This is a genomic window from Rhizobium sp. NPDC090279 (assembly GCF_044769665.1).
Classification (GTDB): Bacteria; Pseudomonadota; Alphaproteobacteria; order Rhizobiales; family Rhizobiaceae; genus Rhizobium.
This window is the reverse complement of sequence record NZ_JBIVYI010000008.1, coordinates 318032-330499: the sequence shown is the minus strand read 5'-3', so window position 1 is coordinate 330499 and position 12468 is coordinate 318032. Positions and strand designations below refer to the sequence as shown.

General features: G+C 61.1%; 11 protein-coding genes. 10 read left to right on the top strand and 1 reads right to left on the bottom strand.

The window, feature by feature from the left end; translation table 11 throughout:
- Positions 1 to 22: 22 nt before the first annotated feature.
- A complete protein-coding gene (locus ACIQWP_RS21480) occupies positions 23 to 232 on the bottom strand; it encodes a cold-shock protein (RefSeq protein WP_402791814.1) in 210 nt (69 codons plus the stop codon).
- Between the two features lie 700 nt (positions 233 to 932).
- On the opposite strand from ACIQWP_RS21480, the gene ACIQWP_RS21475 reads away from it, so the two are divergent.
- The 10 genes from ACIQWP_RS21475 to ACIQWP_RS21430 all read left to right on the top strand — a co-directional run bounded on the left by ACIQWP_RS21475 (position 933) and on the right by ACIQWP_RS21430 (position 12356).
- Complete coding sequence (locus ACIQWP_RS21475) at positions 933 to 2033, top strand: LLM class flavin-dependent oxidoreductase (RefSeq protein ID WP_402791812.1); 1101 nt, start codon at positions 933 to 935, stop codon at positions 2031 to 2033.
- Positions 2034 to 2149: 116 nt separating this feature from the next.
- Entirely contained in the window at positions 2150 to 3394 is a 1245-nt protein-coding gene (locus tag ACIQWP_RS21470) for an acyl-CoA dehydrogenase family protein (protein ID WP_402791809.1), read from the top strand.
- Positions 3391 to 4434: a ketopantoate reductase family protein gene (locus ACIQWP_RS21465; protein WP_402791806.1), complete on the top strand. Its 1044-nt coding sequence runs from the start codon at positions 3391 to 3393 to the stop codon at positions 4432 to 4434. The genes ACIQWP_RS21470 and ACIQWP_RS21465 overlap by 4 nt, the downstream gene beginning before the upstream one ends.
- 38 nt (positions 4435 to 4472) lie before the next feature.
- Positions 4473 to 5045, top strand: coding sequence for a TetR/AcrR family transcriptional regulator (locus tag ACIQWP_RS21460; RefSeq protein ID WP_402791803.1), 573 nt, complete (start codon positions 4473 to 4475; stop codon positions 5043 to 5045).
- 25 nt (positions 5046 to 5070) lie between these two features.
- Positions 5071 to 5673, top strand: coding sequence for a 2-hydroxychromene-2-carboxylate isomerase (locus ACIQWP_RS21455; protein WP_402791800.1), 603 nt, complete (start codon positions 5071 to 5073; stop codon positions 5671 to 5673).
- 348 nt (positions 5674 to 6021) lie between these two features.
- On the top strand, positions 6022 to 7674 hold the full coding sequence (locus ACIQWP_RS21450; protein ID WP_402791797.1) for an ABC transporter substrate-binding protein: 1653 nt from the start codon (positions 6022 to 6024) through the stop codon (positions 7672 to 7674).
- A 38-nt stretch (positions 7675 to 7712) separates the two neighbouring features.
- Positions 7713 to 8723, top strand: coding sequence for an ABC transporter permease (locus ACIQWP_RS21445; protein ID WP_402791794.1), 1011 nt, complete (start codon positions 7713 to 7715; stop codon positions 8721 to 8723).
- Positions 8720 to 9568 (top strand): ABC transporter permease, encoded by an 849-nt coding sequence (locus ACIQWP_RS21440; RefSeq protein ID WP_402791791.1) that lies wholly within the window; start codon positions 8720 to 8722, stop codon positions 9566 to 9568. Before ACIQWP_RS21445 ends, ACIQWP_RS21440 begins: the two co-directional genes overlap by 4 nt.
- The gene (locus ACIQWP_RS21435; RefSeq protein ID WP_402791788.1) at positions 9547 to 11268 is read left to right on the top strand and encodes a dipeptide ABC transporter ATP-binding protein; all 1722 of its coding nucleotides are present in this window, start codon (positions 9547 to 9549) and stop codon (positions 11266 to 11268) included. Before ACIQWP_RS21440 ends, ACIQWP_RS21435 begins: the two co-directional genes overlap by 22 nt.
- Positions 11265 to 12356, top strand: a complete 1092-nt coding sequence (locus tag ACIQWP_RS21430) for an LLM class flavin-dependent oxidoreductase (RefSeq protein WP_402791786.1) — start codon at positions 11265 to 11267, stop codon at positions 12354 to 12356. Before ACIQWP_RS21435 ends, ACIQWP_RS21430 begins: the two co-directional genes overlap by 4 nt.
- The last annotated feature ends 112 nt before the right edge of the window (positions 12357 to 12468 follow it).

The window sequence follows — 12468 nt, the reverse complement described above, 5'->3', positions numbered from 1 at the left end:
TCGCGCGAGGCGATGACGAAATTTACGCAGCCTGCAGGTTGTCTGCCGAGCTTTTGCCAGAACGCTTGTCCTTGACGATCTCGTAGCTGATCTTTTGACCTTCTGCGAGGCTGCGCATGCCGGCGCGTTCAACCGCCGAAATGTGGACGAAGACGTCATCGCTGCCGTTATCGGGCTGGATAAAGCCAAAACCCTTGGTGCTGTTGAACCACTTCACGGTGCCAGTATTCATAACGATTTCCTTTCAATCGTTGGAGGAATCGGCACGAATGCCGATAGTAATCGACGATGAAAGTAAATCTAGGGGAGCCACAGTGGCAGCCAACGATAGTCGCTAACAAGGTTCGATAACAACTCTAATTAGTGAGTTGCGGACACAAAGCAAGGCAAAACGCAAAATATTCGTTCGAGCAGGTACTTACGGACGAGCATTGCGATGGTGTTTTTTCCTGCGTATGCGGCCTTTTTTGGCCACTTCAGAGCAGCAGGATGACCCATATGGAATTCCACGACCAAAATGCGCGCAAGCTGAGAACGGCGGCGGCCGTCCTCACCATCGCCGCGGCAGCGACACCCGCTGGAGGGGCTTTCTCCTGCTGGCCTCGGCACATTCGGCCGGCTAGCAGTTTTGTCGTGCTCCAACTGCCATTTCCAACGTCGAACTTTGACATTGCATTCGCGAGCTAGCTTGGATGTCACGAGGTACCCGGCTTGGAAATATAGAGAGCACAAGCGATCACCTTAGGAGCCGATTTCTTGTCCGGACCTTGCAACCCTGATTTTCCGACAGGCTGAAACGGCTGAACCAGCAATACTCAAAGCATAAATATTCTACAAATTTTATAGAAAAAGAACGACCTGTCTTTCTGCGGCATTCCCGTGACGCTAGCATCCTGTCCACAATCCGGTGAAGCAAACCATGAGGACATCACATGCCGACCGAATTCATCAGCATCACCTTTCCGAATGCCTCGACCGAGCTCAATCCTCTTGAAAATCCTGCGCTCGACCGACAGTTCATCGAGCGCTACGCCCGCTCGCTCGACGATTATGGCTTCAACTACACTCTCATTCCCTATGACAGTGCATCTTTCGATCCCTTTACCATCGGCGCGACGGTGGCCGCGCATACGAAGAACATCAAGATCATCATCGCTCTTCGCCCGAACACGATCTATCCGACGGTTGCCGCAAAATCGCTAGCGACGCTCGATCAGCTAAGCGGCGGACGCGTGGTTGTCCATTTCATTGCCGGCGGAAGCGATGAAGAGCAGGCCAAGGAAGGCGACTTCCTCGACAAGCATCAGCGCTATGAACGGCAGGAGGAGTATATTCGTATCCTACGCCGCGTCTGGCAGTCGAGCGAGCCCTTTGATTTCGATGGCCGGCATTATCAATTCAAGCAGTTCCACAGCCGGGTGCGTCCGATCAACGGCACCATCCCGGTGTCGGTTGGCGGGTCGTCAGACGACGCCTATCGCATCGGCGGCGAACTCGCCGACATCTTCGGCCTGTGGGGCGAGCCGCTGGCGGAAACCAAGCAGCAGATCGACCGGGTTTACGCCGAGGCGGCGCGCGCCGGACGCAAGGATCGCCCGCGGATCTGGGTGACTTTCCGTCCGATTGTTGCGGAAACCGACGAGCTTGCCTGGGCCAAGGCGCATCGCACCCTCGATCTCTTGAAGGAAAATCGAGCAAAGGGCCTCGGCAAGGTTCCACCGGCCGCCCCGTCCCCGCAGAATATCGGTTCGCAGCGCCTGCTCGAGATCGCCTCGCGCGGCGATGTGCATGATCGCGCCCTCTGGTACCCGACGGTAACGGCGACCAATGCGCGCGGTGCGTCCACTGCCCTGGTCGGTTCGCCAAGAACGATCGCGGACTCCATTCTCGACTACGTCGATCTTGGCGCGGACCTCATCTCGATCCGTGGCTATGACAACCTCAACGACGCCATCGACTACGGCCGCTATATTCTGCCGCTGGTCAGAGCGGATCTGGCGGAACGAGAGGCGCCGCGGCAGGCGGTCGCCTGATCCAGCACCGCCGCGCAGGGACGAACGCCATTCCGATTGCGCCTACAAAAATCAGCCGTCGCGCGGTGTGCCCCGCGCCACGGCGTTCACCACTGCTTCAAAGAGGCTGATGCAAAGTGTCCTATAGCTCTATCGATCTGGCGGATGTAACCCGCAAGCTTGCAGCTGCGGCCCCGGCGGCGGATGCATCGAGTGCCTTTCCCTGGGCTGGCATTGAGGCCGTTCATGCTGCCGGTCTTCTCGAAAGCACGGTGGCGACACGGTTTGGTGGCAAAGGCGCTAGCATTGCCGATGTCGGGCGCATCCTCGCAGCGCTTGGTCGCGGCGATCCTTCCGTCGCCCTGATCAGCTCGATGACCATATTCGCGCATCTCGGACAGGCGGTCGGCAGCAAATGGCCGGAACAGCTTTACCGGCGCTTGCTCGAAGACGCTCGGGATCGTCCAGTCCTGCTGAACGCCGCACGGGTCGAACCCGACCTTGGCTCTCCCGCCAGAGGAGGGCTTCCCGACACATTGGCGCGCCGCACCACAGGCGGCTGGGCAATTTCCGGTCGAAAGCGCTTCGTCACAGGTGCGCTCGGCCTCACCCATTTCCTCGTCTGGGCTCGCACCGACGAAACACCGCAGCGGGTCGGCACTTTCGTCGTTGCATCCGAACGTCCCGGCATCAAGGTAATCGAGAACTGGAAGAGCCTGGGAATGCGGGCCAGCGGCTCACATGATGTCGAGTTCCAAGATGTCGAGGTGCCGCTCGAAGACGTCCTCGATCTGGTCGATGTGTCCATCGGCACGCAGGACAACCGTGCGCACGCCGCCGCTTCCGTCGCGCTGACCGCCATATATCTCGGAGCAGCGGAAGCCGCCCAGGAGGCATTCATCCGCTTCGGCCACGAACGCATACCCGCCAATCTCGGCGTTCCGATCGCAAGAACGGAGAGATTCATTTCCGCGGCCGGCGAGATAGACCTGCTCGTGGGCGGCGCAAGACAGATCCTGTTCAATGCGCTCGACCATTCGCTGGGTGAACCGGAAACGCTCATCAGGGCGCGCCTCCTTGCGGCGCGCAACATACGCGATGCGGTTCAGCTTGCCGTTCGCACGCTCGGCAATCCCGGTATCAACGGTGATCTCGGGATCGAGCGGCATTTCCGCGATATCCAGTCGGTTCTCGTTCATGCGCCTCAGGAAGACACCTCGGTTTCCATTCTCGGACGCTCGGCATGTGACAGATGGAGCCGAAATACAGCGGAGAGGCGGCCCATCGTTGCTGAGGAAAAGGCTCACGATTTACTCTCTGGGTCCAGACAAGCAAGCGACACAAGAGAGCTTCTTAATGCCGTTTCCGGAAGGCCAGCATGACGCGCTACATCATCATCGGAGCAGGCGCGGTCGGTGCCAGCCTTGCCGCGCAGTTTGAGCTTTCGGCCATCGACTACGCCCTTGTCGGACGCGGCGCCCAGATCAGGCACATCATCGATCACGGTCTCGTCTACCGGCGGCCCGCAGGGACACGGCAGATCCGGCTGAAAGCCTTCGACACTGCGCAGCCGCCGCCGCTGCGGCGGGGCGACATTCTGCTGCTGTCGGTGAAATCGCAGGATGCCGCGGAAGCCCTCGCCTCTTGGGCCTGGCGGGCGATCGAAGAGTCAGAGCATCTGACCGCATCCGGCCTGCCGATCGTCACGTTTCAAAACGGCCTGGCAACGGAAGCGGCCGCTCTCAGGCTTTTTGCGAACGTCTACGGCGCCAGCATCCTGACCCCCGCCCGGTTCACCGAGACCGGCCACGTCGTGGTCGGTGGCGACCCGCAGGTAGCGGTCGTGACCATCGGCCGCTATCCGCACGGCACGGACGAGACGACGGCCGAGGTCGTCGCGGATCTTAGCCGGTCCGATTACATTGCCGAGACAACAAGCGATATCAAGCGATGGAAGGCGGCGAAGCTTCTTCACAATGTGCGCAATGTGCTGGAGCTCTTCGACGGCGCGGAAGACGAACGAACGGCATTCAGCATAGCCCTCGTCCAGGAAGCCGAAACGGTTTTGACGGCCGCGGGCCATACCTTCGCATCACCCTTGGAACGTACGGTCAGCATGGCGCACTGGAAGATAGCCGAAAGCTCCGGCATTCAGCCCCGCCAGCAATCGACGTGGCAGAGTTTCACGCGCGGCGTGTCGAGCGAAGTCGACTACCTGAACGGAGAAATAGCACTTCTCGGGCGCCTGCATGGAATAGCGACGCCTCACAACTGCGCCGCCCAGGAAATCGCAGGATCGGCGGCTCGACAAGGTGGCTTCACGGCGCTCCTTCCTTTCGCTAGTCTGCGCCGGCTTGCCGAGAACCACCTGTCTTTCTCCAACCCTACCCATTCGAGGCCGAAAGCACATCAGACGGGCTAGTCCCGAGATAATGCAATGACGGCATCCGGACCGACGCAATGAAAATATCCGAGCATATCCTGACCACCGCCGGCACCCTCTTCTACAAGGAAGGCATCCGCGCCGTCGGCATCGACCGCATCGTCGACGAAGCCAATGTCGCCAAAGCCACGCTCTACCGACACTTTCCGTCCAAGGATCATCTTGTCGCCGCCTATTTGACCGAGCGTCACGAGCGCGTCCTTGTTCAGCTGAGAGAGGTCACATCCGCCGCGACGCTGCAGCCGCGTGAGCAAATCACATTGATTTTCGAGCGCCTGTTCGAAAAGGCCGACAGCCCCGAGTTTCGCGGCTGCGCCTTTGCGTTGGCGGTCGCCGAACATGGCGATTCCGAGCGGGTCGTCTCTATCGCTCGCGAGCACAAGAATGCCGTGCGCAACATCTTCCGATCCATCATGTCGGCGGCCAGGTGTCCGACCGAGCAGGCTGCCGCACACATGTCTCTGCTTTACGAAGGGGCGCTGGCGACGGTTGCCGTCGGCCGTGATCCCCATGCCGTTCTGGTGGCGCGCGATTGCGCGCTGTCCGTCTTCGATACGGCAACGACAGCGACCTTTAGAGCCACCGCATAATTCATCCCGTCAGGAGAAAAGCCTTATGACCAAAACCATTGATTACTTCTTCGGGATCGGATCGCCGTGGGCCTATATAGGCCTCGACGCGTTTGTCGAACTCGCGGCAAGATCCAGCGCCGAAATCCGCCCCTATCTCATTCCGCTGATCGTCGAAAATGGTGCGATCTATTCGCGTGATCGCCCCGACGTGCGCCGAGCCTACTGGCTGAAGGATCTCCAGCGCTGGGCCGCTCTTCGCGGCAAGAGGCTCGACTTCACGAACAGATCGGCGCTGTCCGATCCGACCCCTGCCGGCTTTCTCGTTTTGGCGGCTCAACTCGAGGGGCAGGATTGGGTCGCCCTCGCCCGCGCGTTGCAACACGCTTTCTGGGGCACTGCCGCGGATATCGGCAATTCCGATGTACGAAAGGCGATTGCCGATGCTGCAGGCTTTGACGGTGCAGCACTCGAAGCGCGCGCGGCACGCCCCGATATCTCCGAACTCTGGAGCAGCAATCGCGACATTGCAAAGGAGGCTGGCGTCTTCGGCCTTCCGACCTTCCGTTATGATGGCGAGCTCTATTGGGGACAGGACAGCCTCCCCTTCCTGGAACGTCATCTGTCGGGTGAAAAACTGGTAGCCTGACATAGCGCTGAGGGATTTCAGGCCGAACAGGCCTGAAATCTGCAAAACAGAAAGTTGGAGCGGGATGCGCGATTGCCGACTGCGCAACGTGTGTTCATTCGAGGGACCTAGAGTTTGAAATCGATCCCGCCAAAATCGGCGCGGAGATACTGCTCGGCGACAAGAGCTTTGGACACTCAACTCCCTCGTCGGCAAGCCTGAAAAATGCTGATCCATGCACAGGCCAAAACCGGACAAAATAATCCATAAAATTAGTAGAAAAAGAACAACCAGTCTTTCTCCTTTTGGCTCCGGCTGCATAGGCTCTGTTTCAAGAATTGGCAGAACCCGAACCATCAGGATCTCTTCATGACTGAACGCCTTTTTTCGCTGTCCCTTTCCCGGCGCCGCCTGTTGATCACCTCATCCGCCATGGCGACCGGTGCTTTGGTGGCGATGGCAGGCATCACTCCGGCACATAGTGCCGGCGAGCCGAACAATGGCGGCGATATCACCTTCCTCATCGATTCATTGGGCGATACCTGGATACCAAACAACAGTGCGATTTCCAGTTTTCAGGGTCATATATGGGGTCACGTCACCGACAAGCTCGTCTACGTGGACGCCGACGGCAAGGTCAGCCCGTGGATCGCCGAGCGCTGGGAGCAGAACGACAAGGCCACCGAGTTCACCCTCCACCTCAAGAACGGCGTAACGTTCTCGGACGGCACGCCGCTAGATGCCTCTGCCACCGTCGCCAATCTCGACATCTGGTATGCCGGACGCAAGAAGGAAGGCATCAATCCGATCGGGCTCTTCCCGAAGACCTACGACCACGCCGAGGCGATTGACGCGACCACGGTCAAGGTCTTCTTCAAAAAGCCCACGCTCGGCTTCATCCCGACCCTCGGCTACCACGGCTCGATCCTGATTTCCCCGAAGACCATCGCACAACCAGCCCCGCAGCAGGCTGATCTCAGCAAGACCTCCGGCAGCGGACCCTATGTGGTCGATTCCTGGAAGGAAGGCGACCTCGTCAAGCTGGTCAAACGCAAGGATTACAACTGGGGTCCTGCGGCTGTCGGCCATACTGGTCCTGCCTATCTCGATACAATCACTTACAAGCTGGTTTCCGAGCCGTCGCTGCGGGTCGCAGCTGTCCAGTCCGGCCAGGCAGACATTGCCTATAACGCCTCGCCGCAGGAACTGACGTCCCTCAAGCAGGAAGGCTTTACCGTCGCGACACCGCGTTATCTCGGCTTCGTCAACGGCTGGGCGATCAATACCAAGCTTGCACCTTACGACGACGCCAAGGTGCGCCAGGCCTTGCAAGCCGGCATCAATCGCCAGGAAATCATCGATACCGTCTATACACCCGACTGGAAGCTAGCGACGTCATTTATCCAGAGCAACGTCCCCGGCGCGACCGATCACAGCGACCTTTTGACCTACAATCCCGACAGGGCCGAGAAGCTCCTCGACGAGGCGGGCTGGATCAAGGGGGCCGACGGCATACGCGCCAAGGACGGCAAGCAGCTGTCATTGACGCTCAATTCCAACCCCTATCTCGTGACCTCGAAGTCGATCGACGAGCTCATCGCCCAGCAGCTCGGCAAGATCGGCTGGAAGGTCGACATCCGAGCCTACGACGTCGTAACGTTTGGCCAGAAAGTTCAGTATGGCGGTCCCGGCGTGCCGGCCTACGAGGTGACGCGCAGCTTTATCGACGCTGGGACCGTCGCAAGCATCCTGACCGACGCCAATAACGGCGAGAACTGGTTCGCACTCGGCGAGAGTGACGCGAAGATCAACGAACTGCGCGACGAGATCGCCAGCGCCGGTTCTCTCGAAATCAGAAACCCGCTGCTGGACGAACTTCAGAAATATGTCCTCGAGCAGGGCTACTTCATTCCACGCACGCAGATGGTCCAGCGCATCTATGTCCAGTCATCGAAGCTTAAGGGCGAGATATACAACGGCGTCGCCTATGCCAGCTACTACACGGCCACGATCAGCGACTAACCCACAACGCAGCCAAGGAGCGCAAGGAGGTGACCGGCATGAACCATGCCTATCTTAGCTACGCCGCAAAACGCCTCGTCCAGGCCGTCGTCGTTATCCTGCTGACCTATGTCTTCACCTTCATCGTCGTCAGCATTCTGCCGGGCGACCCCATTACGAATGTCCTGCGCAACCCCCAGAATGGCTTCAGCGAGGCGGAGATCCAGGACATCATCGCCGCCCAGGGCCTGGACAAGCCGGTCCTCGTGCAATTGTCGACATCACTTTCCCATTTCCTCATCGGCGACTTCGGCCTGTCGATGCGGACCAACCGGCCCGTGACGACCATGATCGCCGAGGTGCTGCCCTCGACACTCGTTCTCGCGTTTGCGGGCCTCGTCGTCGCGCTGCTTTTGGCGATCGTGATTTCCTACGGCACCCAGTTCCTGCCGAAAAGGTTCGGCCAGGGCTTGCTGCGGGGCTTTCCGTCCTTGTTCCTGTCCGTGCCGAATTTCGTGATTGGCCTGGTGCTGATCCACATCTTCGGCTTCCAGCTCGGTCTCTTCCGCGTGATCAATCCCGACAGCTTCTGGGCAACCCTTTTCGCGGCGATCGCGCTCGGTATTCCCATCTCGGCGCAGATCGCCGAGGTGCTCATCGCCAACCTCGATCACGAATCGGGACAGGAATATGCCGCCGTCGCGCGCAGTCGCGGCCTCGGGCAGATGCGCCTTTTTGCCAGACACCTGCTAAAACCGTCTTCGCTTCCAGTCATCACCGTGGTCGCGCTGACGATCGGCGAGTTGCTCGGCGGTTCGCTCATCACCGAGGCGGTCTTCGGTCGCACCGGCATCGGCAGCCTGGTCCAGCGTTCGGTCAGTACCCAGGATCTGCCTGTCCTCCAGGCGATCGTGTCGCTTGCAGCGGTGATCTTCGTGCTGGTCAATCTGATCGCCGATCTTGTCTATCCGCTGCTCGACCCACGCGTGAAACTGCTTGATGGTGTCCAGCCCCGCCCCGCCACCTCCGACGAGAGCTCGGCTGGGATTTCCAAGTCGGTGCTGTCATGACGCTAGTCTCCGCCAGCACCTCCTCGCGCATTGCTGTTGGCGGCCGGCTTGCCGGTTTCCGGTTGCCGGCGACCGTTGCACTCTCGTTTGCGGTCGTCGCGATCGTGATCGCCTGGTCGCTCGCACCCAGCCTGTTCACGAGCTACAGCCCAGCCATCGGCGTCCCCGCTCAAAAGCTGCTCGGCCCCAGTGCCGGACACTGGTTCGGAACTGACCACCTGGGTCGCGATCTCTACACCCGCGTCGTCTACGGCTCGGCATCCTCGGTCAGGAGCGCGCTGATCGCCGTCGTCATCGGCGCGGTCGCCGGCGGGTTCATCGGCCTGGTTGCTGGCTTCTTCGGTGGCCGTGTGGACATCGTGCTCGCCCGCCTGGTCGATGTCCTGCTCGCAATTCCGAAATTCCTGCTTGCCGTCATCGTCGTCACCGCGATCGGCTTCGACACCACGAACGCAGCCATCGCCACCGGCATCTCGTCAGTGGCGGTCTTCGCCCGGGTCATGCGTTCGGAAGTCATCAAGACCAGACAGGCGACCTACATCGAGGCTTCCTTTCTTTCGGGCGGCTCGCGCTGGCATATCCTCTGGCGGCACATATTGCCGAATGCGTCGCGTTCCGTGCTGCCCCTCGCCGTGCTGCAGTTCGGCGACTCGATCCTGGTGATCGCCAGCCTCGCCTTCCTCGGCTACGGCGACCCGCCACCAGCCTCCGATTGGGGCCTGCTGATCTCGATCGGCAAGGACTACCTCAAATGGCCGTGGCTGGTCTACGCGCCCGCCTTCGTCACGATCGCGACCGTCCTCTCAGTGAACAGGATCAGCCGATGGCTTCGCAAGATAGACTAAACGCAGCTCTCACCCGCGTCGGCGAGAACGCGCCGGTGCCGCAGCGGTCAACATCGCTGCTTCAGGTAGACAGCCTATCCGTCTCCTACGGGCCGCACGAGGTCGTCACCAACGTCGGATTCGAGCTGAGTCGCGGCAAGAGCCTTGCACTCATCGGGGAATCGGGCTCGGGCAAGTCGACCATTGCGCGGGCCGTGCTGCGGCTGCTCCCCCGCACGGGGCATGCGGCCGGCCGCATTGCATTCGAGGGTCAGGAAATACTGGGGCTCCCCGAGCGCCGTTTCCGGCAACTGCGGGGGCGGGCTATCGGTTTCATTCCGCAGGACCCTGGAAACGCGCTCAACCCGGTGCGGACAATCGGTGCGCAATCGATGGAGGCGGCGGCCCTCGTCGATGAGCCGAGCAAGGCAATCCGCAAAGCGCTTGTCCTGGAGACGTTCGCTCAGGTCGGGCTCGACAATCCCCAGCGCGTCTATGATTCCTACCCGCACCAGCTGTCCGGCGGCATGCTGCAACGCGTCCTGATCGGTCTTGCGGTGCTGCCACGGCCGCTGTTGCTGGTCGCGGATGAGCCGACCTCCGCGCTTGATGTCACGATCCAGAAACGAATCCTCGACCTCTTGTCGCGGTTGCAGCAGGACCTCGCCATCAGTCTGCTGCTCATCACCCACGACCTGGCGATCGCAGCCGAACGGGCAAATTCCCTGGTCGTGCTCAAGGATGGTGTCGTTCAGGAGGTCGGCAGCACCGCGGCCGTCTTCTCCTCGCCGGCATCCGCCTATGCAAGGGAGCTGCATGCCGACGTTCCGGCCCTCAACCCCGATCGCTACCACAAGCTTCGAGATCCCGGCTTCCGCTTTCTCGACGTCGGTAAGGCCCCGAAGATCGAAGTCAACGGCATCACCAAGAGCTTCACGGTCGACGGCAAGGTTCTGACGGCCGTAGATGACGTTTCATTTTCGGTCCCGGCCGGCACGACGCACGCGCTCGTCGGCGAGTCCGGTTCAGGCAAGACGACGACGATCCGGCTGCTGCTTGGGCTCGAGCAACCGGATACCGGCAATATCTCAGTCGGCGCGGAAAAGCTCACAGGGCGCTCGCACCAGTCGCTGCGCACGGTGTGGCGCCATCTTCAGCTCGTCTATCAAAATCCATTCACCTCGCTCGATCCGACCTGGACGGTCGAGCAGCTGGTGCGCGAGCCGCTCGACAGGTTCGGCATTGGAACCCGCGCGGAGCGGACGGAAAGGGTTCGCGAAGCGCTGACCAATGTCGGACTTGGCGAGCATCTGCTTTCGCGCAAGCCGCAGGCGCTGTCCGGCGGCCAGCGGCAGCGCGTTGCCATTGCCCGGTCGCTGGTTCTGAAGCCTGACGTGATCGTGCTTGACGAGCCGACCTCAGCACTTGATGTCAGCGTCCAGGCCGATATCGTCGAAGTATTGCTCTCGCTGCAGGCAAGCCTCGGCCTGACCTATATATTCGTCTCCCACGATCTGGCCCTTGTGCGCCAACTCGCCCACACCGTCTCCGTGATGCAGCGTGGCCGCATCGTCGAACACGGTAGCGTCAGAGACATCTTCGACAACCCGCGTGAGCCCTACACCGTGTCGCTGCTGGAATCGATCCCGACCGGCGCCGGGACTGCCCGCGCGCCATCCCCGCAACTGCGCCGGATCATGAGCCAGGAAAAGATCGCATGAATATCGCTGTCCCCGCCGGCATCCTACCCGCCACGTTCCGCCCCAAGCAGCGGCTCGGCTTCAACACCCGGGTGTCGTTCAACGATGACGCCGGGCCGGCGCAGGGACTGCGCGACGGGATCGAACTGTTCAAGGCGGCCGAACGGCTGGGCTATCAGTCGGGCTGGGCCTACCAGCGCCACTTCGATCATTACCTGTCCTCTCCGATCCCGTTCTTCGCGGCGGCCGGCCAACATACGAGCCATATCACGTTGGGATCGGCGGTTATCCCGATGCGCTACCAGGACCCCATCCTGCTTGCCGAGGCGGCCGGCACAGCCGATCTTCTGATCGGCGGAAGGCTGGAACTGGCCATTTCGACTGGGGCCAATGCTGCGTTCGACGCCGTGTTCGGCGCGGTCGACACCGATGCCCGGACAGAGGCCAAACGCCGCCAGGCACGCTTCCTGGCGGCGATCGCGGGTGAGGTGCTCCACACCGTCGATGGTCCCGGCCAGGGCGCTCCGGAGGGCACCGAGCTGCGGGTGACGCCACACAGTCCGACGCTACGATCTCGTATCCGGCAGGGTTCGGCGAGCCTTGGCTCGGCGGTGCAGGCTGCCGAAATCGGGATCGGGCTCATTTCGGGAACCGTGCAGCACGACCACGCCGAAGGCGAGACCTTCGGGGAATACCAGGCGCGCTCCATCGAGGCTTTCCGCGCCACATGGCGCCAGAGGCGGGATAGCGCGCCGCCACCTGTCACCGTTGCAGCATCGATCCTGGTCGGAACCACCGCCGAGCTGCGGCAAAAATACGCCGCCTATGACCTTGAGCGCCGAACCAAGGGCATCGGGGCGTCCCGGCCCAATGGCGCCCTTGAACCGACCGCACCGGCCAATCAGCCTGCGGGTATCCAGATTTCTCCCGTCTTCCACGGCACCCCTGACGAAGTGATCGAGGCGGTGCTCAGGGACCCGGGCCTGGCGGCTGCCGACGAAATCGTCCTGTTCCTGCCGCCCGCTTTCGGTCTTGCGGACAATGTGCGGCTGCTCGCCGACCTCGCTGAGACGGTGGCACCGAACCTCGGGTGGTCGCCTGCCGCCTAGCCGGACACGACCGATGCCTTGAAAAGGTCGCTGCCTTATCTTCGATATGCGCCTGCAACTCCTTCAGCGCCGACATTCCGAAGCGTCAGCATCGACACTATCGTCGTAAAAG